At 56.7% G+C, this 21,583-nt stretch carries 20 protein-coding genes; 4 read left to right on the forward strand and 16 right to left on the reverse strand.

Going from position 1 to position 21,583, the window contains the following annotated elements; all coding sequences use genetic code 11:
• Nucleotides 1-723: 723 nt before the first annotated feature.
• From KO088_RS00570 to KO088_RS00645, 16 genes are all read right to left on the reverse strand, one after another.
• Nucleotides 724-1,395: a TatD family hydrolase gene (locus tag KO088_RS00570; protein ID WP_215492873.1), complete on the reverse strand. Its 672-nt coding sequence runs from the start codon at nucleotides 1,393-1,395 to the stop codon at nucleotides 724-726.
• A 17-nt stretch (nucleotides 1,396-1,412) separates the two neighbouring features.
• Entirely contained in the window at nucleotides 1,413-1,655 is a 243-nt protein-coding gene (yidD, locus tag KO088_RS00575) for a membrane protein insertion efficiency factor YidD (protein ID WP_044114178.1), read from the reverse strand.
• Nucleotides 1,652-2,095, reverse strand: a complete 444-nt coding sequence (locus tag KO088_RS00580) for a ribonuclease P protein component (RefSeq protein WP_215492875.1) — start codon at nucleotides 2,093-2,095, stop codon at nucleotides 1,652-1,654. Before KO088_RS00580 ends, yidD begins: the two co-directional genes overlap by 4 nt.
• Nucleotides 2,096-2,128: 33 nt before the next feature.
• On the reverse strand, nucleotides 2,129-2,878 hold the full coding sequence (locus KO088_RS00585; protein ID WP_215492876.1) for a uroporphyrinogen-III synthase: 750 nt from the start codon (nucleotides 2,876-2,878) through the stop codon (nucleotides 2,129-2,131).
• Nucleotides 2,875-3,576 carry a DUF4271 domain-containing protein gene (locus tag KO088_RS00590; RefSeq protein WP_215492878.1) on the reverse strand — a complete coding sequence of 234 codons (702 nt, stop codon included), beginning with the start codon at nucleotides 3,574-3,576 and terminating at the stop codon, nucleotides 2,875-2,877. The genes KO088_RS00585 and KO088_RS00590 overlap by 4 nt, the downstream gene beginning before the upstream one ends.
• 113 nt (nucleotides 3,577-3,689) lie before the next feature.
• Nucleotides 3,690-4,598 (reverse strand): sugar phosphate nucleotidyltransferase, encoded by a 909-nt coding sequence (locus tag KO088_RS00595; RefSeq protein ID WP_188807133.1) that lies wholly within the window; start codon nucleotides 4,596-4,598, stop codon nucleotides 3,690-3,692.
• 46 nt (nucleotides 4,599-4,644) lie between these two features.
• The gene (locus KO088_RS00600; protein ID WP_215492879.1) at nucleotides 4,645-6,132 is read right to left on the reverse strand and encodes a lytic transglycosylase domain-containing protein; all 1,488 of its coding nucleotides are present in this window, start codon (nucleotides 6,130-6,132) and stop codon (nucleotides 4,645-4,647) included.
• Nucleotides 6,133-6,143: 11 nt separating this feature from the next.
• A complete protein-coding gene (locus KO088_RS00605; protein ID WP_215492880.1) occupies nucleotides 6,144-6,842 on the reverse strand; it encodes a DUF5683 domain-containing protein in 699 nt (232 codons plus the stop codon).
• 24 nt (nucleotides 6,843-6,866) lie between these two features.
• Nucleotides 6,867-7,769 (reverse strand): ParB/RepB/Spo0J family partition protein, encoded by a 903-nt coding sequence (locus tag KO088_RS00610; RefSeq protein ID WP_215492881.1) that lies wholly within the window; start codon nucleotides 7,767-7,769, stop codon nucleotides 6,867-6,869.
• Nucleotides 7,770-8,534: a ParA family protein gene (locus tag KO088_RS00615; RefSeq protein ID WP_060935079.1), complete on the reverse strand. Its 765-nt coding sequence runs from the start codon at nucleotides 8,532-8,534 to the stop codon at nucleotides 7,770-7,772.
• A gap of 422 nt (nucleotides 8,535-8,956) precedes the next feature.
• Nucleotides 8,957-10,543 carry a lamin tail domain-containing protein gene (locus KO088_RS00620; protein ID WP_215492882.1) on the reverse strand — a complete coding sequence of 529 codons (1,587 nt, stop codon included), beginning with the start codon at nucleotides 10,541-10,543 and terminating at the stop codon, nucleotides 8,957-8,959.
• Nucleotides 10,544-10,583: 40 nt separating this feature from the next.
• Entirely contained in the window at nucleotides 10,584-11,516 is a 933-nt protein-coding gene (locus KO088_RS00625; protein WP_251419690.1) for a tyrosine-type recombinase/integrase, read from the reverse strand.
• Between the two features lie 10 nt (nucleotides 11,517-11,526).
• Nucleotides 11,527-12,177, reverse strand: coding sequence for a pyridoxamine 5'-phosphate oxidase (gene pdxH / locus KO088_RS00630; protein WP_215492883.1), 651 nt, complete (start codon nucleotides 12,175-12,177; stop codon nucleotides 11,527-11,529).
• A 24-nt stretch (nucleotides 12,178-12,201) separates the two neighbouring features.
• On the reverse strand, nucleotides 12,202-13,494 hold the full coding sequence (locus tag KO088_RS00635) for a glycoside hydrolase family 57 protein (protein ID WP_215492884.1): 1,293 nt from the start codon (nucleotides 13,492-13,494) through the stop codon (nucleotides 12,202-12,204).
• A gap of 29 nt (nucleotides 13,495-13,523) precedes the next feature.
• Nucleotides 13,524-14,783: a glycosyltransferase family 4 protein gene (locus tag KO088_RS00640; protein ID WP_215492885.1), complete on the reverse strand. Its 1,260-nt coding sequence runs from the start codon at nucleotides 14,781-14,783 to the stop codon at nucleotides 13,524-13,526.
• On the reverse strand, nucleotides 14,780-16,756 hold the full coding sequence (locus tag KO088_RS00645) for a glycogen debranching enzyme N-terminal domain-containing protein (RefSeq protein WP_215492886.1): 1,977 nt from the start codon (nucleotides 16,754-16,756) through the stop codon (nucleotides 14,780-14,782). The genes KO088_RS00640 and KO088_RS00645 overlap by 4 nt, the downstream gene beginning before the upstream one ends.
• A 911-nt stretch (nucleotides 16,757-17,667) precedes the next feature.
• Between KO088_RS00645 and KO088_RS00650 the strand changes: the two genes are divergently transcribed.
• The 4 genes from KO088_RS00650 (at nucleotide 17,668) to KO088_RS00665 (ending at nucleotide 21,574) form a co-directional block, all read left to right on the forward strand.
• Entirely contained in the window at nucleotides 17,668-18,033 is a 366-nt protein-coding gene (locus tag KO088_RS00650) for an FtsB family cell division protein (RefSeq protein WP_232203973.1), read from the forward strand.
• 13 nt (nucleotides 18,034-18,046) lie between these two features.
• The gene (locus KO088_RS00655) at nucleotides 18,047-18,397 is read left to right on the forward strand and encodes a hypothetical protein (protein WP_044114193.1); all 351 of its coding nucleotides are present in this window, start codon (nucleotides 18,047-18,049) and stop codon (nucleotides 18,395-18,397) included.
• Nucleotides 18,398-18,401: 4 nt separating this feature from the next.
• On the forward strand, nucleotides 18,402-19,436 hold the full coding sequence (locus KO088_RS00660) for a pseudouridine synthase (RefSeq protein WP_215492887.1): 1,035 nt from the start codon (nucleotides 18,402-18,404) through the stop codon (nucleotides 19,434-19,436).
• Between the two features lie 80 nt (nucleotides 19,437-19,516).
• Nucleotides 19,517-21,574, forward strand: a complete 2,058-nt coding sequence (locus tag KO088_RS00665) for a protein-disulfide reductase DsbD family protein (protein ID WP_215493318.1) — start codon at nucleotides 19,517-19,519, stop codon at nucleotides 21,572-21,574.
• Nucleotides 21,575-21,583: the final 9 nt, after the last annotated feature.

Consider the following 21,583-nt stretch of genomic DNA (forward strand, 5'->3'; position numbering starts at 1 on the left):
CTATCCTGAGCACTCTGCTCGGGTAGCTCCTGTCCGCTTATCGCTTGCAAAGATACGAAGAAGCAACCGACCCTAAGACCCCGCACCGAAGGTGACACCGACGACTCCCGCAAGGAGTGCTCTCATAGAAGGGAAATTCGGTGGGGATAAAAAGGCTATCAAGGTATCCACCTGAGGAGGTGCTGTGATGCTATATAGGATGGCGAAGAAAGCTATATAGCTTTGGACTGATTCCTATATAGCTTTCGGTGCGAAGCTATATAGCTTTGAGAAGTGACCTCTATTAGTTTGTTGCTCCGCGTAGGGATAAAAGTTGTGGACGAGTGACAGATAAGTTTGGGCTACGTACGTGGCTCTAATATCTACGTACGTGGATATTTGGATTTACGTACCTGGTCTTTAAGACTACGTACATAGACAGAGGAAACCCACTACGTGAAGGTGCTTTTTCCTTCACAAGAATGACACTTTTCCTTCCGCTGAATAAGAGGAATACTCGCAATAAGGCGAAGGGAAAAGTGTATCACTTCGGAGAGCTATATCGGGGTGCTGGGCGCGTGATGCCTTAGCACTCTAAATAGAGGACAGGACTCTGCCGCAACAGTCTCCTATATAGGTCGGACGAGCAACCAATATAGGTCAGCTCGGTGACCAATATAGGATGGTGCGCCCGCTACGTGATGGCTTCTTCTGAAGGGGGCTGATAAGGGGACTTCTCTTAGCTTAGAGAAGTGTGGGGAAGAGGTGTTTGGCGGAGGTATAGAGCTGCTCGCGAAGGGTGGATTCGTCCAGAGTAAGAGCTTCGGATGCCGCCTGATAGACGGCTTGAATAGAAAGCTCAGGGGCGTCGTCTGTCTCTAAGAAGGCTTGCCCAGCCGCATGAGCTTCTCGCAGACTCTCGGAGCAGAAGTACTCGCCGAAGCTAAGGTAGAGTCCAGCGCGTAGGAGCTGACGTGCTTGGTCAAGTCCACCACGGAAGCCATGGATTATCCAGGGTTGCTTAGGCTGGAGCTCACGGCGAAGGCGAAGAAGCTCGTCTTGAGCGCGTACCAAGTGAAGGATGAGGGGAAGCTCCAGCTCTTCGCTAAGGAGGATCTGTGCGCGAAGGATCGCGAGCTGCTCGGCGAGAGTGGTGTGCTTCGTGGCTTTGTCTAAGCCCGCTTCACCTAAGGCGATGACGTGGGGAAGCTGGAGGGCTTTGCGGAGTAAGGGGAGAGATTCCTCTCGTAGCTCCTCCGCTCGCCATGGGTGGAGACCTACGCTGTAGTAGAGGGTGTCGTGGGAGGGGCGTGTGTCCACCTCAGAGAGGTAGCAACTCAATAGCTCTACGGTGTCGGGCGTGGAGCGTACGTGGTGAGTGTGCAGGTCGATATAGGGGGCGAGCTGCTCGGTCATGGTGGAGATAGATGTCGCTAAGGTACGGGGTCGTAGCCACTACCACCCCAGGGGTGACAGCGCAGGATACGACGCACAGCGAGGTAGAGCCCCTTGAATGGCCCGTGCTTGCGAAGTGCCTCGATGGCATAGGTTGAGCAAGAGGGTGTGAAGCGGCACGAGGGGGGCGTCAGGGGCGAGATCGCTCCCTTGTAGAAGTAGATGGGGAGAAGAAGAAGCTTCGTCAGTAGGGCTTTGACGAAGTCGAGTACACGCTTCATGCTTCTTCGTTAGTTGGCTCTTTCGCCTTGGGCATCAGCTCCTCACAGATACGGGAGAGCGCCTTGTCCATACCGCGATTGACGTCGGCCTGTGTGGGGAGCTCCTTCGCCACAGAGAGGAGACCGAGGTGGATGTGCAGGCCCTGAGCCTTGGCCAGATCAAGGAGGCGATGCTTACGTAGGCGGTAGCTCTCGCGGATGAGGCGCTTGACGCGGTTGCGCTTATTGGCTCGACGGAAGTACTTCTTCGCCGCTACGGCGAGGATGGCACAGCTGGGCTCTTCGCCCTCCCCAATAGGAGTCGCGTTCACTACGACCCGAAGTGGGTAGGCGATGAAGGCGTGACCCGAAGCAAAAAGGGCGTCTACATCTCGCTTGAGATGCAGACGCTCTTCTTTGCTAAGCGTATAGCGTAGGGGAGTGGTAGTGAGATCTTCCACGATCAGCGAATGCTTCGCTCTCTGGAGAGCAGCCTACTTGTTCTTCTCCTTGAGGTACTGCTCGAGGGCCATAGCCATCGAGGGGGCACCATCGGTAGGAGCGGAGAGATCCAGGCGCAGACCAGCCTGCTCGATAGCCTGGCACGTGGCGGGACCAAAGCCCCCGATGAGGACCTTGCCCTGCTTGTAGTCGCTGTGGTTCGCAAGCAGTGATGCCACACCTGCGGGGCTGAAGAAGATGATCATATCATACTTCTCCTTCTTCTCGGCAGCGGTGAACTTCTTGCTGACGGTGCGGTACATGATCGCCTTAGCGAACTGGAGCTTCTTGGATGTCAAGAGGTCGATGAGATCGTTCTTATGATCCTCAGCCATGGGGAGGAAGTAGAGCTCCTTGCTGTGCTTCTGCATAATCGCTACCAGCTCAGCCTGCCCCCCTGCTTCGGGATAGAAGACCTTGCGCTTGCGGTAGACGATGAACTTCTGGAGGTAGTTGGCTACCTGCTCGTTGATGCAGAAGTATTTCATATCCTCGGGGATGGTGACACGGAGCTCTTCGCTGAGCTGGAAGAAGTGCTCCATAGCCTTGCGCGAGGTGAAGACTATCGCCGTATGATCAAGGATGTTCACCTTCTGATTGCGGAACTCACGTGGAGTCACCGACTCGACTTCGATGAATGCACGGAACGTAGCTTCGGCTCCGTAGCGCGCAGCGATATCATAGTAAGGGGACTTCCCCGACTCGGGTCGAGGCTGAGAGATTAGGATCGTCTTAATACTCATTGAAACGTAGTGGGAAGGAGGAGATCACCCCTCGAAAAGGAGATGCAGAGCCCTATAACGTAAAGGAAGGGAGCAATTTCGTGGGCGCAAAGGTACAAAAAAAGGAAGAGGGAGCCTGTAGAACTCTGTGTCAGACGGCGTATGACTTGTACTATACCGAGGAGCTGAACCAGGAGTAAGACCCCTGCCGCAATGGCCCAAAGAGTGATCGTGGAGAGGGGAGCAAAGGTCAAGAGTGAGACCAGTGCCATCAGTAGAGCTCGCAGCCAATCTTGGAAGAAATAGTCTTGTGCCAAGAGGCCTCCAGAGAGATTGTCAAGCAGGATATAGCGCCAGAGCTTGAAGGAGAGCGAGCGGATATATAGGAAGAGGTACATCCCCACAAAGAGTGCTGTCAGCGTGGTGAGGAGACCTATATAGTCCCCCTGCAGGATCAGCCCTTCGCAGCTCAGAAGCCTCAGGACCGTCAGCCCCGTCGAGAGGCTGCCTAAGACATAGACGAGGAAGCGGAAGAGTCCGTAGGAGACGAAGCGCGAGATATATACCGCCCCCGAGTCGGGGTTGGCTTGCCGACCTGCCTCCAGCGCCACACCGATGAGGCCTGGGGTGTAGACCCAGACAAGAAGGGTGAGTAGCCAGATGACAAGCTCGGTGATATAGCTGACGTTCGCCAGGGGCTCGAGGCGCACAAAGTCCATGCCTATCGTAGGGGGTAACCGTGGCCTACCCATCGCTCCCACACGCTACCGAAGGAGCATGTGGAGACGATGGGGAGATCTATCGGTATCTAATTTATAGTAGGAGTGTTGCCTTAGAAGAGCTTCTCGGGATAGGCGCCCGTAGAGGCCAGAGCTGCGAGCTTGGCGACGACATCAGGGCGGTCTTCGGCGTAGGTGACACCGAACCAAGAGTCAGGCGTGTCGAGGACTTCTACCGTAGAGGTGCCTTCTGCGACGAGGTGGTTGACTACGAGAGGGATGTAGTACTCGAACTTAGGATTAGCCTTCTGCTCGTTGAGGAAGTGGCAGAAGAGCTTCTCCGAGTGCTGGAAGTAGTCAGGCGTGAAGCCCCACATATTCATCGATACAGGCGTATTCTCTTCGAGGAGCTGCTCCTGGCCGTTCTCGTCCGTGAAGGCGATCTTACCATCAGGGCGACGAGCGATAGAGGTACGCTCGACGACACCCGTGAGGAAGCCCTTGTCATCTACCTCGCAGACACCGCGTGCTACTGTACCGCTTTCGCTGAGCGTATTGCCTACGCGGTAGCCGACCATGCAGTACTTGTCGTGGCTGTCGGAGAAGCTGCGGAGCTTATCAGCCAGAGCTGCGAAGCCGTGGCGGCCATAGAAGTCGTCAGCGTTGATCACGGCGAAGGGCTCGTTGATCACCTCTGCTGCCATCATGACGGCGTGGTTCGTACCCCAAGGCTTCTCGCGACCCTCGGGGACAGTGAAGCCTTCGGGGAGCTTGTCCAGATCCTGGAAGACGACCTCCACGGGGATCTTGTGCTCGTACTTAGAGATGATCTTCTCACGGAACTCTTGCTCGAAGGTGCGGCGGATGACGAAGACGACCTTGCCGAAGCCAGCGCGGATGGCATCGAAGATCGAGTAGTCCATGATGGTCTCCCCTGAGGGACCGACTCCGTCGAGCTGCTTGAGGCCACCGTAGCGGCTACCCATACCTGCAGCGAGGACGACTAGTGTTGGCTGTTTCATTGCTTTGATTGTTATGAAGCTATTGCTTGTTGTATTGTATCTCTTGTTAGCGTCTGCCACGGCGGCTCTTCTTAGAGCTGTGGCTCTTGTGGTGGCTATGGCCCTTGGTACTCTTGGAGGCATTTGTCGCAGACGTCGTCTTAGTTACCTTGGTGATGTGGAGCGTCTGCCCAGGGCGGAGCTTATCGGAGGTAATGTTATTGCTCTTCTTGAGCTCCTCTACACTAATGCCATTCTTCTGGGCGATGGAGTAGAGCGTCTCACCTGTGGTGACGACGTGAGCTGTGGTCGTCGTCTGCTGCTTGGCTTCTGCCTTCTGACCTCGGGTGCGACGGGTGGGCTGCTCTTCTTCGGTGACAGGCCCTTCCTCTTCGCTGGAGGACTGGCTTCTCGTCGCAGAGCGAGTCGATGCAGTGTTGCTTGGCCCTTCGAGGTTCACACGCAGCTCGGGCGAATTCACTTCACTCCCTGCGCTGTCAAGCTTGAGGATGGCGGAGAGGGGGAGGCGTACGGGGTAGGGTGTGTCATTCCCTGGGATGATGCCACGGCGGAACTGTGGGTTGAACGTCGAGATCAGCTCCGTCGATACCCCCGTGATCTCGGAGATGCGATCGAAGGTAACGCGATGATTCGCCGTGTAATAGTCCGTAGCCAGCGGGCGACCCAGCTGACGAGGGTAGATGCCGTACTCGCGGTGGTAGTGCATCGCGAAGTAAGCTCCGATGAAGAGGGGGATATAGCGGCGCGTCTCGTTCGGCAGGTAGCGGTAGATGTCCCAGAAGTTGGGGTGATCAGTGTTCACACGACGAAGGGCACGGTTCACATTGCCAGGGCCACAGTTGTATGCAGCGAGGACGAGCCACCAGTCGCCGTAGATGCGGTAGAGATCCTTGAGGAAGCGGCAGGCCGCCTCGGTGCTCTTGACGGGGTCCATGCGCTCGTCGACAAGGCTATTGACCGTGAGGCCGTAGATCTTACCCGTCGGGAGCATGAGCTGCCAGAGGCCAGCGGCGCCAGCAGGTGAGATGGCTTTAGGATTGAGTGCCGACTCGACGATGACGAGGTAGCGGAGCTCCATAGGGAGGCCATTCTTGTCGAGAGCCATCTCGATCTCGGGGAAGTAGAGATCTCCGAGGGAGAGCATGGAGCTCAGGAGACCACGGCGCTTGAAGAGGTACAGCTCGATCGCCTCACGTACGAGGGGATTGTAGCTGAATCGCATCGCGGAGGGCATCTTGTTGAGCATGCGTACATAGACGCTGTCAGGCGTGTAGGGGACGGACACGGAGCCGTAGCGGGAGCCTGTGCTCTTACCCGTCGCATTGCCATAGCCGGTGTACCACTGCTCCAGCATCTTCTCCACGTCCTTATCAAGCGAGGTGGGGAGGGTGATGGGATCAAGAAGGGCAGAGGCCAGGGTGAAGGGCGAAGCGATGCGGTCAGCGCGTCGCGTGCTATCAACCTGTGCGGAGAGGCTGGATGCCGAGAGGAAGAGGAGGAAGGCTACCGAGAGGAGCTTGATGTGAAGCTTCATCGGGGAGGGGTTTAGAAGGTGAGGCTACAGTTCACTCCCATCTGATAGGAGGGAAGACCGAGCTTAGGAAGTCCCACTTCGGGGACGACCCGTAGAGAGAGGTCGGGGCTTATGTCGAAGGTGTAGAGTTCGGCATCGACATAGGCATCGAGGATGGAGAGGCCGTAGACGAGGACCGTAGCGACGATGCTGAGGTCTCGATAGCGGCGGTAGAAGTCATTGCCTCGCTTGAGTGTGGAGCGCAGTGAAGACTGGTACTGCTGGTAGTCGGATGCCTGCGCTCCCGCTGGGGCAAAGACGAGCCAAGAGGTGTTGTGCTCGGGATCGGGCCCCGAGAGGTCGCGGTAGGCTGCGTGGTACTCCTGATACTGGCGGTTATTCCACGTGATGGAGTAGTAGCAGGCCATGAAGGCGCCCCACACGATGGGGAGCTTCCAGTACTTGCGGTTGTAGATCTGCCCGCCACCAGGGAGGAAGGCCCAGAGGATGGCTTTGGTGGAGTTGGGCTGCCAAAGCGCCTGCTGCTGGATCTTCAGAGCTTGCTTCTCGAAGCTGGGAAGCGGCTCCTGCGTGCTGGGGGCGACGCTGTCGCTCGCAGAGAGGAGCGAAGGCATATCATAGGTCGTCGGCACGGGGGACTCCTGGCTCCAGGCCGTGGCATGGGGCAGGATCAGTAGGGAGAAGAGGGCGATCAGGAGTCGGATGCACATAGGGCGATGAGACTTGCTGTAGAGCTACTGCTGGATACGCTCGAGGAGCTGCATGATGCGCTCGAGGTCTTCGTCACCAGAGAAGGGGATGGTGAGCTTACCCTTACCCGAAGCGGAGCAGCGGAGGGTAACCTTTGACGAGAAGACTTGAGCCAAGTGGCGCTCAAGGAGCTTGAAGTCCTTGCGCTCAGCCTTCGCAGGCTGCTGTGACTGTGGTGTGGGGAGGGGCGTAGCCTCTGGCTCCTCAGCGATAGCGCGGGCAAGCTCTTCTACAGCACGGACGCTGAGGTGCTCGGTGATGATGAGGTTGTAGAGCTCGATCTGGCGCTCCGTATCCTCTACCTGCAGGAGGGCTCGGGCATGGCCCATATCGATGAGGCGCTGCGTCAGCCCAAGCTGGATCTCAGCGGGGAGCTGGAGCAGGCGGATGTAGTTGCTGATGGTGACGCGCTTCTTCCCGATGCGCTCAGCGAGCTTCGCCTGCGTCAGACCATGCTGCTCGATGAGCTGCTGGTAGGCCAAGGCTATTTCGATGGCGTTGAGGTCTTCGCGCTGGATGTTCTCGATGAGAGCAAGCTCCAGCAGTTCGCCTTCCTGTGTCGAGCGGATGTATGTGGGGAGTGTCTTCAGGCCAGCCAGCTGAGCAGCGCGCCAGCGGCGCTCACCCGAGATGATCTGGTAAGAGCCAGAGGGGAGGGCTTGTACGGTGATAGGCTGTACAAGACCGAGAGCACGCAGGGAGGCTGCGAGCTCCTCGAGGCCTTCTTGCTCGAAGTGCTTACGGGGCTGATCGGGGTTGGGAGCGATCTTCTCCAGCGGAAGCTCTTGGATTGAGACGGTGGCTTGGAGGGCTGCTGATGCAGTCTCTCCTCCGAGGAGGTTCCCCAGGCCACGGCCCAGGACATTCTTATTCTTTGCTGCGGACATCTACTTATTCTTGTTGATCAGCTCGGCTGCCAGCTGTAGGTGGTTGATGGCTCCACGGCTATCGGCATCGTAGAGTAGGGCGGGGAGGCCGTGGCTCGGAGCTTCGCCGAGCTTCACATTGCGCTGGATGACGGTCTCGAAGACGAGGCCCTTGAAGTGGGACTTGACCTCCTCATAGATCTGGTTGTTTAGGCGCGTACGGCTGTCGTACATCGTCATGAGGAAGCCCTCGATATCGAGCTGTGCATTGAGGCGCTGGCGTACAATACGGATGGTGTTGAGGAGCTTAGAGATCCCTTCGAGTGCGAAGTACTCGCACTGCACTGGGATGAGCACAGAGTCTGCTGCTACGAGAGCATTGACAGTGATCAAGCCGAGCGAGGGGGAGCAGTCGATGAGGATATAGTCGTAGCGGTCGAGGACGGGTGCGAGGACAGAGCGGAGGATATACTCACGCTCCGAGCGTTCCAGTAGCTCGAGATCTGCCCCCGCCAGATCAATGTGCGAAGGCAAGAGATCAAGACCGTCGACGACCGTCTTCGTGATGGCCTCCGTAGCAGGCAGGCCAGAGCAGAGGCATTCGTAGATCGTCTTGCCTATCTGAGAGGCATCGATGCCGATCCCCGAAGTGGCGTTGGCCTGCGGGTCCGTATCGACCAGGAGGACGCGCTTCTCAAGGGAGGCTAAGGAAGCTGCCAGATTGATAGCGGTCGTGGTCTTACCCACTCCGCCCTTCTGATTGGCTAATGCGATGACTTTGCCCATGTGCTCTATATCTCTATATATAACGTATGCTGTAGGTATTCATTTACCTCTCGAACTCCTTTCCTATGGATAAGGGTAGACTTACCTAATTAGCCCACAAAATTACTACTTCTTAACGATATGTTTTCCTTGTCGTGGCTGAAAGGTGGGGCTCCGAGAGTAAAAGTCAGAGTAGTCCCTTGAGGCTGAGGAAGTCGCCCCCTCACTCCCAACTATCATCTTCCCTCCCTCAGAAAGCTCTCAGCAGGGAGAGCGTGAGAAGAGCAAGCTAAGTACTTGTCTTGGGGCCTTCGTGATGGGGACAGGTGAACCTATAGTGGTCGCTGGGTGAACCTATATAGCTCCACGTCGAGACCAATATAGATTGTGAAGCGAACCAATATAGGTTCACCCAGCGACCAATATAGGTTTCTACTAACCCCTTAGAGGCCTACGATGCGGAAGAGGAGCGAGCGCTCTAGGCGAGTGCCATCGGGGCGGGTCAATTTGATGTGCAGGAGTAGAGGCCCTTCGGCGGAGACTCCGATGATTCGAAGGGCGTCGGCAGGCATCGTGCGGAGGCTTTGGATCCAAGAGTCACGTGCGAGAGAGGTGCCTCGAGCGAGAAGCTCACCTGTCAGTCGATAAAGAGTAAAGTGACATTCCCCATCGGGAGAGCTATCCAGTAGGGTAAAGAGCTCTTCGTCTGATAGACGCTTTTGCGGAGTGTCATCTTGGTTGCCACCGCCCTCCTCTGCGGAAGAATTCTTTTGCCCTGGAGTCGCAAAGCCAGCCGAACGGGCTGCAGCATGCCAGTTGCCTGCCTCTTCGATGACTTTATAGTCCTTTCGCTCAAGGGCAATGCCCGCCTTGCTTTTCATACCCTTGGGGAGAAGGCTGCTGTCGTAGTGAAGGAGGTCGACTACCAGCCCGTCATCGCCGAGGAGCAGGCCAATTAGTCCACTCTGATTAAGAAGGCGGGGGAAGCTAGCCTTTACAAAGACCTCGCGAGGAGCATTAGGGTAAGCTTTCGCTAAGGCATCGGGATCTTTGGTTATTACGATGTAGCTGCCAGCAGGGATAGAGCGTAGTGGGAGGGGAGTGATCTTGTAGGATGAGCCGTCGCGCCCTGCTGCCAGTGCATAGTCGCCCAGCTCACAGGGAGCATCGCTAGCATTATATAGCTCGATGTATTCGGGGCAGTCCGTCTTGGGATGCGGCATGATTTCGGAGAGAAGCAAGCCGCTCTTAGGCTGTGGAATAGGCGTCGGGACGGGATCTGGTCGAGGTGACGTGCCTTCGTCGCCTATAGGGTCAGTCTCGCTCGTAGGATAGATACGGAGCTGTCGGAAGTGCCAACCCGTATGGTGCGTGCTGGTGAAGGTACAGCTGATGCCAAAGGTGTTCTTCTCTGGAAGGGTGGGGCGGAAGTCTTCCTCCTCGCCGATGAGCTCCCATTCTTGCTCGCTGCCGGCTTCTCTCAGGTAGAGTTGCCAGCCACCTTCGGCGCTATAGCGGACGTCATAGTCCCAACTTCCTGAAGCATTAAGTGTGGTGGAGCTGGAGATGAGTGGGCGACCCAGAGGGCTGAGGGTCAGGTAAGCGGGATTGCCACCACTTCGCTCGACCTTTACCCGTCGTAGACTGATGTGTTGTTGGCCACCTTGCCCGAAGTCTAATGCCACATATTCGTAGCTCTGAGTATCCAATGCCTTAATGGCACAGAGGAGGATCGTCGCATGGTTGTAAGCTGTGGGGATGAGGTCCATCTTGACCTGTCCCCGCCATACGGGGGCAGTGGGGAGGGTGACGTTCGTGACGATAGAGGCTGACCCTCGTACAGGCTCCTTGGGTACAGCGAGGTGTAGGGCTCCCCCAGAGATGTGGTAGAGCCCACGGTCATAGCGCCAGTGCTTCTCCGTAGGCGTGCCCTCGGTGGAGAAGTCTGCTTGCCATACTTGGGCAGAAGCGCAGATAGGGAAGAAGGTGAGGAGAAGGAGATAAAGAAAAGGGTAACGGTAGCTATACATCGGCAGCTGTGTGTGCTCCGAGCAAGCAGGGCAATGGTGGTCAATCGCCGTCAGAGCGGTCATCACGGGGGGTACGTGCTGCCCGTGGATGTGCCGCGTAGAGCTTCTTCAGTTGCTCGAAGGAGGTATGTGTGTATCGTACGGTAGTGGAGACGGAGCTGTGGCCCATGAGCTCGCGTAGGAGCATGAGATCCGCTCCGGAGTTAAGCATGTCGGTAGCGAAGGTGTGACGCAGGACGTGCGCACCTCGGCGGGAGAGATTGGGGACGGAGGCGAGTGCCGCATGTGCGACTTGATATACGGCACGGGGGAGCATGGGCGTCCCCTTGCTGCTGACGAAGAAGGATTCCGTCGTGCCGAAGATAGAGGTGCGCAGGTGACGCCACGCTTCGATCTCTTCGGCAAGACCTTTGCCGAAGGGGACAATGCGCTCTTTGCGTCCCTTACCTAAGACCTTGAGCTGACGCTCGGTGGTGTCGACAGCTTGGTCACGTAGACCAGCGATCTCCGAGCGACGTAGACCACACTCGTAGAGCATGGAGAGGATGAGGTGGTCGCGTACCGCCCGCCAGTCCGTCGGATCAACATCCTCCGAGAGCATCTGCTCCATATCTTCGGTAGGTACATAGACGGGGAGCGGACGTGCAGCTTTCGGCGGGCGAAGAGCTTGGATGGGGTTGCGCTTGATCTGCCCCGTCTTCAGTAGGTGTCGGTAGAAGCTTCTGACCGAGGTGAGGCATCGCCCCACCGTCGAGGCCTTCAGCCCCTCGTCAAGCTTGACGGATAGCCAGCCACGCACCAAGTCGAGATCGCCCTCAGAGGCCACGAATGGCTCTCCTAGACGCTCCTCAGCATAGGCCGTGAAGCTCCTAAGATCAGACTGGTAGGTCTCGATGGTCAGGGGCGAGGCGGCTGCTTCGTGGCTGAGGTAGTCGAGGAAGGCGCGGATCGAATCGGTGGTAGGAGGCATCATAGAGAGTCGGCTAAGGCGCTAAGCGCTCAAGGCTCCATGTGCTGTCCTCCTGTAGCTCGTAGAGGAAGCGGTCATGCAGGCGACTATCACGCCCTTGCCAGAGCTCGATACGTGAGGGGGTCACGGCGAAGCCTCCCCAGTTCTCTGGGCGGGGCACTTCGCGCCCGACGAAGCGGAGGCTCTCCGCAGCAAAGCGCATCATAATGTACTCGCGTGAGGGGATGGGCTGGCTCTGCGGGGAGATGCGTGCTCCGACACGGCTCTTGTAGGGGCGCATAGCGAAGTAGGCATCACTCTCTGCGGCAGGTAGACGCTCGATAGTCCCCTCGACGTGGATCTGTCGCTCAAGCTCGTGCCAGAGGAAGGTAAGGGCGACGTGGGGATTGGCCGCTATTTGCTTGCCCTTGCGGCTGTCGTAGTTCGAGTAGAAGACGAAGCGTCCCTCGAGGATCTCCTTCAGCAGTACGGTGCGCATGCTGGGACGTCCTTCGGGGGTCGATGTCCCTACGATGACGGCAGTGGGTTCGTTGACCTTGGCCTCTATCGCCTGATCGATCCATGTGCTGACGATCTCAAGGGGATCGGCAGGGAGATCCTTACGGCTAAGGCTGAGCGAGGTGTACTCGCGGCGGATATTCTCTAAGTGTAGGTCCTTAGACATAGTTGTGGTGAATGACTGTAGGCTTTAGGCCTTGCCCTTAGCTTCCTTGAGCTGACGGATCTCAGCTTCGAGGGCGGCGATACGCTCGTCCTGTGCGTGGATCGTCTGCTGGTAGGAGTTTAGCTCTTCGGTCTCGATGCTGCTCGGTGCCTGCTCCTCGACGCGGAGAAGGAGGTCGCTGAGTACGTTCATATAGTTGTTGAACGCATCGTAAGGCGAGTTATAAGGGCTGAAGGGATGGCCTCCCCAGTTGATGGTATTCATATAGTAGAAGTGGTCGGCGCTCTGCAGATAGAGCCAGTCCTGTAGGAGGCTACGATCTTCGAGAGCATGGACACGCTCACCCCATTGACGGAGCTTCTCGAGGGCGCCGTGCTGGAGGATGTTGCCATTCCACTCGTTGGTACTCTTCTCTTCGCCTGCCCAGCTGATGGGAGAGGCTACGGTAAGCGGTGCGATGGACTTATGCTCGTCAAGAAGCTCCGATGGGGTCGCGAAGCCTACAGCATAGTCGGGAGCCAAGAGAGGTAGTGCCTTGAAGAACTCAAAGATACCCGACTCACGGCGGTGCATCGCTCCGAGTACCTCGTAGTTCATATAGAGGAGCGTGAAGTCCTCTCCTTCGGGAAGCCACTTGACTCGTCCGAGGAGCTTGTCGGCAGTGACGGGATACTCGGGAGAGCCGTAGTTAGTGAAGTGGTTTGTCACCAGCTCCGAAAGAGGAGCATTGCGTAGCAGGAGCTTGGTACTAGGCTCGGTGACTGCATCGTAGAGATAGTTCGGGCTCTTCCAGCCGAGGATGTGCTTAGCTCCCTCGGTGATAATCCCTTCGTAGCCCATTGCTGCCACCTCACTGGCGATCTCATCGGAGTAGATGAGCTCTGAATTGCAGAAGACACGAGAGCGCTCGGTACCGAAGAGCTCGCGTAGCTTCGTCTGCTGCATGCGTACCTGATTCCTGAACTCTACGGGGTCATAGAGTGAGGCGACGGAGTGCGCATAGGTCTCAGCGACGAACTCCACGCGTCCCGTGGCAGCGAGCTCCTTGAAGCTATCGATCAGTGCAGGCTTGTAGTACTCCATCTGCTCAAGAGCCAGACCCGAGATCGAGAAGCTTACACGGAAGTCGGGGTAGGCCTTCAGTAGCTCGAGGAGCATGTGGTTAGCAGGGATGTAGCACGAGTCAGCTATGCGCTCGAAGACCTCTTCGTTGAGGTAGTCATCGGTATAGTAGTGGGAGTTGCCGATGTCGAAGAAGCGATAGCGACGCAGTCTATAGGGCTGATGTATCTGGAAGCAGAGGCATATCTTTTTCATAACGGATAGCGGGTATGTCGGTGTAGTGATTAGTGGACGTAGCGATCATAGATGGCGCGGACCTTACGTCCAGCTGCCTCCCAAGTAATGCTGTTGACTTCCCGAAGCCCCTCTTCCTTGAGAAAGCGGTGCATCTCGGGATAGGTGATAAGTGCGTAGATGGCATCAGCCATAGCGTCGATATCCCAGTAGTCGACCTTGACGGCGTAGTTGAGGATCTCGGCGCATCCCGACTGGTAGGAGATGATCGAGGGGACTCCACACTGCATCGCCTCCAAGGGCGATATACCGAAGGGCTCTGAGACGGAGGGCATGACGTAGACGTCGCTGGCCTTGAAGACCTCATAGACCTGCTGGCCCTTCATAAAGCCCGTGAAGTGGAAGCGGTCGGAGATGTTGCGCTCTGCGGCAAGGCGGATCATCGCGTCCATCATGTCGCCGCTACCAGCCATGATGAAGCGGACGTCTTGTGTGCGCTCCAGGACCTTCGCTGCGGCTTCGACGAAGTACTCACAGCCCTTCTGCATAGTGATACGCCCGAGGAAGGTGACGACCTTGTCGCGGACACCACGGCGGTCGGGGAGTGCGAGGATCGAGGGTGCCAGTGGCGTGACCGCATTGTGCACGGTCGTGACCTTGGCTGGATCCTGGTGATACTTCTCGATGACGGTACGGCGGGTGAGATCGCTGACGGTGATGATGTGGTCAGCGTGGTTCATCCCGTCCATCTCGATGCCGAAGACCGTAGGGTTCACATTGCCGCGACTGCGGTCGAAGTCTGTGGCATGGACGTGTACGATGAGGGGCTTGCCGGTGAGCTGCTTGGCATGGATCCCTGCTGGATAAGTCAGCCAGTCGTGCGAGTGGATGATATCGAAGGGCTCACTGCGGGCGATGACACCTGCTACGATGGAGTAGTTATTGATCTCCTCGAGGAGGTTGTCTTGGTACTTCCCCGAGAACTCAAAGCAGCCCAAGTCATTAGTCGGTAGGTAGGAGAAGTCCGCATAGATATGATCCCGTAGGCGGTAGTAGAGCTCGGGATCCATCTTCCCCTCGAGGCGATCACGGACGTAGTCATAGTTGACGTCTCGGTAGACGACTGGGGTATCTCCTGCTCCGATGATTCTGAGGAAGCTCTTGTCTTCATCGCCGTAGGGGCGGGGGATGACGAAGGTCGTCTCCATATCTCCCTGGGCTGCCATACCCTGGGTCAAGCCATAGCTGGCTGTACCGAGACCACCGAGGATGTGTGGTGGGAACTCCCACCCGAACATGAGCGCTTTCATTCGTATCTAATTATGGGGAGGATCTGTGTGTCGTACTTACTCTTAGCCTCTTCGAGTAGGGCAAGTGAGCGAAGCAGTTCCCCGACGCTCATCGCGAAGGAGATGGCACCACGGCCCTTGAAGGGAGGATTGCCGTCGAAGAGTTCGCTCACGGTGCCTACGCCATGCTGCTGGAGCTCTTCCTCCATACCGATGAGCGTGTTTTCGATGAAGGAGATAGCACTGCGCCCGTAGAGCTTGATGCAGGCCTCGAAGTAGGGGCCGAGGAGCCAAGGCCATACGGAGCCGTTGTAGTAGGACTGCTCACGCTGCCACTGTGTGCCGTGGCACTGAGGCTGGTAGCCGTCGCTCTTTGGGCTCAGGGTGCGGAGTCCCTTCGGCGTGCGTAGCTCACGAGTGATGATCTCGAGGACGGAGCGACGGGTAGCCTTAGGTAGGGGCGAGTAGGGGAGTGAGGTGGCGAAGACCATGTTCGGACGCACGCTCCAGTCACGCCATGAGGTGTGAGGATGTACGTGGTCAAAGAGGTAGCCATGCTGATTGATAAAGGTGTCGCAGAAGCTCTGCTGTACGCGCCCTAGCAGCTCCTCGAGCTCAGGTGTCCATTTCTGGGGAAGGGCTTCGCGGTAGAAGCACAGGGCATTATACCACAGGGCATTGACCTCGACGAGGTAGCCTTCACGGCGGACGACCGCTTGACCATTGACCTTCGCATCCATCCATGAGAGAGGACGCCCGTCTCCCGTCATCACGCACAGCCCGTTATCATCGATGCGGAGGTTGGGGTGTACGTTGCGTAGATAATAGTGTATCAGCTCATCGAGGAAGTCTCCATAGCGGCTGACCATGTCGGGGAGGCTGGACCAGCGAGCATACTCTTGTAGCGTCCAGATGGCCCAGAGCCCGATGTCCCCCTCGTTGATGTTGCGTATCTCCTTGGAGATACCCTCCTGGCGCATGAAAGCTCGCATATCTGGGAGCACTGTGTCCATGATGCGGTAGAAGCGCTCAGGAGCATCGGCATAGATGGTACAGCCTGGGAGGGCGATGAAGAGGTCGCGAGCTCGCACCCCAAACCAAGGATAGCCTGCCAGCAGGTAGCCGTGTGTAGCGTCGGGGCGGTAGTAGAATTGCAGAGCGGCATTCAGCAGACAGCTACGGAAGTCCTCACGAGGGGTGCGGATCTTTCGTTCCTCAGCGAAGAGCTGTGCTAAGGTATCGGGATCGGCTTCCTCGACGCCAGCTGAGAAGTAGATCGACTCCCCGACCTCAATGTCGACCTCGAAGTAGCCGGGGACGTAGAGGTCCTCAGTGTATTCGTAGCCACGCTCGCGCTCCTTGATATATTCGATACGCTCATTCCAGTGTGGGTCAGAGACGAAGTTATGAGCCTTTGATAGCTGGAGGTAGAGCGTAGGATAGCCTGGATAGAGGCAGAAGGTGACCCCCGACTTAGCCTGACCATAGTCTCCGTGGTACTGATCATTGCGATGCGTGAGCATCTTCACGTCACGGAAGGCGAGGAAGGGAGAGAGTCTTAAGGTCGTGCGGCTGTGAGCCTCAAGGAGCGTGTAGCGCTGCAGCATCCTATTGGTGTAGTGGCAGAAGAGAAACTCCTTCTGCAGTACCACGCCTCCGACACGATAGGTCGTCGAGGAGGCGATATCGACATTGTACTCTCGGATGTACTTGTGCCCCTTGGGGCTGAAGATATCGCCCTCATACTCGTGGATACCGACGTTGAACGGCACACCATGCTGCACGATCGTCAGATCGAGGCTGGAGAGCAGTACGTGGTTGTTCTCACTGAGTTCGGGGACGGGGATGACGAGGACGCCGTGGTACTTGCGTGTGTTACAGCCTACGATGCTGGAGCAGCAGTAGGCGCCCTTGCGGTTGGTACGTATGTACTCCCGCTGGGTGGACTCATCGAGGTTGGCCATGAGTCGGCGGTCGAACTTGAGGTAACTCATGCTAAGTGTCGCTTCATTGTGGTCAGGCTCCGCACTGTCAAGGGACCCATAGAGAAAGCCTATTCTTGCGAAGTCGTGTATAATTCTCCTGCTAAGTTACGAATTAGCGACTGCTTTGCCAAGTCTTCATCCTCCCGTAGATAGAGCATAGTGGGAGGCTACTCCGAGAGTACTCAGATACAGGGAATAAGCCCACTCCGATGAGGGGAGATGAACCCGTGCTGGTCAGATCGCTGACCAGTACTGCTTCGTTTTTCCTCCTTCGCTCCTCTCAACCTAAAGACTCCGCTTTTCGAGAGAAGAAAGTACGAGTAATGAAGAGGTGACCTTGCACAATGGTCCCATACATTGGTATATGGGTACGTGGGTGGAGCTATATAGGATGGCGAAGAAAGCTATATAGCTCTGCTTGGATTCCTATACAGCTTTCGGTGCGAAGCTATATAGCTTTGTGAAGTGACCTCTATTAGTTTGTTGCTCTGCGTAGGGATAAAAGTTGTGGACGAGTGGCAGATAAGTTTGGACTACGTACGTGGATTTAATATCTACGTACGCGGATATTTGGATTTACGTACCTGGTCTTTAAGACTACGTGCATAGACTGAGAAAAACCACTACGTGAAGGTGCTTTTTTCTTCACGCGAAGGACACTTTTCCCTCCGCTGAATAAGAAGAATACTTGCGATAAGGCGAAGGGCTTGCGTACCACTTCGGAGAGGCATATCGGGGAGTTGGGCGTGCTATGCTTTAGCACTCTAAACTCTAAATAGAGGGTAGGACTCTAAGGCAACAGCCTCTGCTTAGAGGCGGGAATGTGAGGCATGCCTTAGGTGCGAATCGAACAAGTCTGCGCTTTTGTGTATTTTAGCACTATATTATTGTGTCGTATTGCGACCCTCTGCCAACAGACAATGACCGAGCTTAAGCCCACTTTCATGGAGCGCCTGCAGCGCTTCCTCACCTCGATAGCGACATGTAATAAGCGCTACCCAGCCCTCCGATATATCTTGGCTGGGGTGGCTGTCTTCATCTTCACCTTCCTTCTGGGGAACAATAGTTTATTCCACTATGTGAAGAATCAGCGCCGCAAAGCGTTTATCCAAGAGGAGTACAATCGCTATCTCCCGCAGTATGAAGCAGACAGCGCTCGCCTCAGCGATATCCGTGACAACCGCGAGCATATTGAGCGAATCGCCCGTGAGCAGTACTACATGCATCTGCCTGGTGAGGAGGTCTTCGTCCTCGCTCCCGACACGACTACCGCAGCTCAGCAATAAGCACTAAGGCCCTATGCAAGTAAAGTATAAGTACCTCTATATCGTCAGTGTCCTGCTCATCATCTCGGGCGCTGCACTGGCACTCACGGAGCACCGCCTCTTTGATGTCCTCTACGGCCTTGGGGCTATAGGGTATGGCCTGTACTACGTGTTAGCTCCTGAGCGAGACGCTTCGCGCCTCTTGAGGCGTGTGGCTCGTATGGGCGTCTTCTCGGGCCTGCTCTTCCTGCTCTCAGCGGTAGCACGCTTCGGGGTCTTTGACTCCTTCGGCCGAGGTGCTTGGCTTGTATTCCTGGCCTTGGGTCTGGTCTATATGATCTATGGCAACGTCCTACTCTATATGGACGAAAAGAAAAAGAACTAAAAACATGACCTCTATATCCACCCCTAAGCAGCCCGTTCGTACGGAGCGCATCGCGGTGCCAGGTGGGCGAAAGCCCCTGCTGCGCCTTCATGTCGATGCTGGCCATCCGACGACGCTCTTAGCCTTCCTCATCGAGGCGCTGCCCGATAAGAGCCGCACGACAGTCAAGCAGCTCCTGCACGACCGCTTCATAGCCATCGGTACGGAGCCGACGACGCAGTTCGATGCGCCTCTCCAGCCCGGTGATACCGTCAACATCCATCCTGCTCCCCTTCCGAAGGCACTTACGCATAAGCAGATCGAGATCCTCTACCAAGATGAGTACCTGCTGGTCATTCACAAGGAGGCTGGCCTACCTACGGTAGCAAGTGGCGAGGAGAAGGACAAGACCGCTCTGCGCCTGCTGTCGGAGCACCTCAAGAGCTTCAATCCGCTGGCGAAGGTCTACCACATCAACCGACTCGATAAGGATTGTGCAGGCTTTGTCGTCTTCGCTAAGAGCGCTGAGCTCCAGCGTGAGCTTAGTGATCACTGGCAGAACTACGTCCGTCAGCAGCTCTTCGCCGCAGTCCTCGAGGGCGCACCTCGGGAGTCTGAGGGTATCCTGATGCCTCCCGCTCCCGAAGAGAAGAAGGGCAAAGGCAAGGATTCGGGTGCGAAGAAGTCACGTGCGACCCGCTCCACCCCTCGCTCGGAGGAGGATCAGGCTGCAGGCCGTGCTGAATGGCATGTCATCAGCGAAGGCAATGGCCGCACGCTGCTCTCAATATCCCTGCTCGCAGGGCGCAACAACCGCCTGCGCCGTCAGCTCTCAGCCCTGCGCCTCCCCATCGTCGGGGACTGGCGTAATGGTTCGCCCGAGAAGGACCTCGGTCGAGTGGCACTTGAGGGGACGCGTCTGAGCTTCGTTCACCCCGTGACGAAGAAGCTCCTTGACTTCCGTCAGCCCATCCCTCCACTCTTCCGCAAGCTTCTCAAGAGCACGGCACCTCGCCCTCGCGCAACGAAGAGTCCCGCAGCAAGGTCAAAGAAGAACTAACCGTTAATCACATAAAATCAATCTCCACAATGAACCAACAGACACGGAGCTTTGCTCCCCTACGCCCCTCCCTCTCGGCGGTGCGTCGCTTCGTCTTGAGCCTATCTATCCTCCTTCTGGGGATGGGGCTCAACGCTCAGGTCATCCGCGATGCTGTCACTTGGTCGCGCTCAGTAGAGGATAAGTCTCCTACGGAGAAGGTCCTCGTCTTCACAGCTACGGTCAAGGATCCTTGGCATCTCTACGGCACGGAGCTCCCTAAGGGTGGCCCAACGCCTACGCACCTTCTCGTCGATAAAATCGAGGGGGCTGAACTCGTCGGTGGCCTGACCTCCATGCAGAAGCCCATAGAGAAGTATGACCCCAACTTCGAGATGACCCTGCGCTTCTTCAGCGGTAAGGTCACCTTCCGTCAGAAGATCCGTATCACAGACCCCAAGAAGTTCGCCTTCGTCGGAGCTATCCGATATATGGCCTGCAACGATGAGCAGTGCCTCCCTCCCGCTAACTGGGAGTTCACTGTCCAGCCTAAGGAGCTGGGCAAGCTCGGTGACGCCGCAGCTACGAAGCTCACCGAAGAAACACCTGCCACCACCGAAGCCACCGCTACCAGCCTGGGGGAGCCCTCAGCCGATAGTGTAGCCTCGGTAGATACGCTATCGGTAGCCCCTCAGGACACTGCCGCTCTCGCCTCCTCCGACCTATGGGCCCCCGTCATCCCTGAGCTGAAGGCTTATGGTGATAAGGCTCTGAATCAGGCCGAAGGCTCACTGTGGATGCTCCTCGTCGGGGGCTTCCTCGGTGGTCTCGTGGCGCTGGTCACTCCCTGCGTATGGCCTATGATCCCCATGACGGTGAGCTTCTTCCTCAAGAGAAGCTCTGACCGTAAGAAGGGGATCCGTGACGCACTCCTCTATGGTATCGGGATCATCGTGATCTACGTGTCACTGGGGCTCATCGTCTCGGCGGTCTTCGGCTCGGATGCCCTGAATAATCTGGCTACGAACGCTATCTTCAACGTCGCCTTCTTCATCCTCCTCGTCATCTTTGCGATCTCGTTCTTCGGGGCGTTTGAGCTCGTCTTGCCCGCCTCTTGGACCGCGAAGATGGACGCTAAGGCAGACTCGGCTTCGGGATTCATCAGCATCTTCTTTATGGCCTTCACGCTCGCGCTGGTTTCCTTCTCGTGCACTGGGCCTATCATCGGTACGCTCCTCGTACAGGCTGCTACCTCTTCCTCGGGGATGCTCGCTCCTGCTGTCGGGATGCTCGGCTTCGCACTTGCGCTGGCCCTGCCCTTCACGCTCTTCGCTATCTTCCCCAACCTCCTGCAGTCGATGCCTAAGAGTGGTGGGTGGATGAACTCCGTGAAGGTCGTCCTCGCTTTCATCGAGCTGGCTCTGGCGCTGAAGTTCCTCTCCATCGCTGACCTGGCATACGGCTGGCGTATCCTTGACCGTGAGGTCTTCCTCTCGCTCTGGATCGTGATCGCTATCCTCCTCGGGCTGTATCTCCTCGGGAAGATTCGCTTCCCTCACGATGCACCACAGGAAAAGACGCCTATCCCTGCACTCTTCCTCGCGATCATCTCTTTCTCCTTCGCCGTCTATATGATGCCTGGGCTCGTCGGTGCACCTCTGCGTGCTATCAGTGCCTTCGCACCACCCCTCCGCACGCAGGATCTGAACCTATATAATGGTGAGGTGCATGCGAAGTTCGATGACTACGATGCCGGTATGGCTTATGCCCGTCAGGTAGGGAAGCCCGTGATGATCGACTTCTCTGGCTACGGCTGCGTGAACTGCCGTAAGATGGAGGCGTCGGTATGGATCGACCCCAACGTCAAGCACATGCTCGAGGAAGACTATGTCCTCATCACGCTTATGGTCGACGAGAAGGCACCGCTCAAGGAGCCTATCGAGATCATGGAGAATGGGGAGAAGGTCAAGCTCCGCACCGTCGGTGATAAGTGGAGCTACTTCCAGCGTATGAAGTTCGGTGCCAACGCACAGCCCTTCTACGTCCTGTTGGATCATCAGGGCAAGCCCCTGGCTCCCTCGTACGCCTTCAACGAAGACGTCTCTGCGTACCTGAACTTCCTCAAGTCGGGTCTCAGCGAGTTCGACAAGCGTAAGTAACCCCTCCCT

The organism is Porphyromonas bobii, assembly GCF_943169685.1.
GTDB classification, from domain to species: domain Bacteria; phylum Bacteroidota; class Bacteroidia; order Bacteroidales; family Porphyromonadaceae; genus Porphyromonas; species Porphyromonas pasteri.

Excerpts from the sequence above, each read along its gene's own strand:
- KO088_RS00570 (WP_215492873.1), bottom strand. The coding sequence starts at position 1,395 with ATGACCGAGCAGCTCGCCCCCTATATCGACCTGCACACTCACCACGTA.
- yidD (WP_044114178.1), bottom strand. The coding sequence starts at position 1,655 with ATGAAGCGTGTACTCGACTTCGTCAAAGCCCTACTGACGAAGCTTCTT.
- KO088_RS00585 (WP_215492876.1), bottom strand. The coding sequence starts at position 2,878 with ATGAGTATTAAGACGATCCTAATCTCTCAGCCTCGACCCGAGTCGGGG.
- KO088_RS00590 (WP_215492878.1), bottom strand. The coding sequence starts at position 3,576 with ATGGACTTTGTGCGCCTCGAGCCCCTGGCGAACGTCAGCTATATCACC.
- KO088_RS00595 (WP_188807133.1), bottom strand. The coding sequence starts at position 4,598 with ATGAAACAGCCAACACTAGTCGTCCTCGCTGCAGGTATGGGTAGCCGC.
- KO088_RS00600 (WP_215492879.1), bottom strand. The coding sequence starts at position 6,132 with ATGAAGCTTCACATCAAGCTCCTCTCGGTAGCCTTCCTCCTCTTCCTC.
- KO088_RS00605 (WP_215492880.1), bottom strand. The coding sequence starts at position 6,842 with ATGTGCATCCGACTCCTGATCGCCCTCTTCTCCCTACTGATCCTGCCC.
- KO088_RS00610 (WP_215492881.1), bottom strand. The coding sequence starts at position 7,769 with ATGTCCGCAGCAAAGAATAAGAATGTCCTGGGCCGTGGCCTGGGGAAC.
- KO088_RS00615 (WP_060935079.1), bottom strand. The coding sequence starts at position 8,534 with ATGGGCAAAGTCATCGCATTAGCCAATCAGAAGGGCGGAGTGGGTAAG.
- KO088_RS00620 (WP_215492882.1), bottom strand. The coding sequence starts at position 10,543 with ATGTATAGCTACCGTTACCCTTTTCTTTATCTCCTTCTCCTCACCTTC.
- KO088_RS00625 (WP_251419690.1), bottom strand. The coding sequence starts at position 11,516 with ATGATGCCTCCTACCACCGATTCGATCCGCGCCTTCCTCGACTACCTC.
- pdxH (WP_215492883.1), bottom strand. The coding sequence starts at position 12,177 with ATGTCTAAGGACCTACACTTAGAGAATATCCGCCGCGAGTACACCTCG.
- KO088_RS00635 (WP_215492884.1), bottom strand. The coding sequence starts at position 13,494 with ATGAAAAAGATATGCCTCTGCTTCCAGATACATCAGCCCTATAGACTG.
- KO088_RS00640 (WP_215492885.1), bottom strand. The coding sequence starts at position 14,783 with ATGAAAGCGCTCATGTTCGGGTGGGAGTTCCCACCACACATCCTCGGT.
- KO088_RS00645 (WP_215492886.1), bottom strand. The coding sequence starts at position 16,756 with ATGAGTTACCTCAAGTTCGACCGCCGACTCATGGCCAACCTCGATGAG.
- KO088_RS00650 (WP_232203973.1), top strand. The coding sequence starts at position 17,668 with ATGACCGAGCTTAAGCCCACTTTCATGGAGCGCCTGCAGCGCTTCCTC.
- KO088_RS00655 (WP_044114193.1), top strand. The coding sequence starts at position 18,047 with ATGCAAGTAAAGTATAAGTACCTCTATATCGTCAGTGTCCTGCTCATC.
- KO088_RS00660 (WP_215492887.1), top strand. The coding sequence starts at position 18,402 with ATGACCTCTATATCCACCCCTAAGCAGCCCGTTCGTACGGAGCGCATC.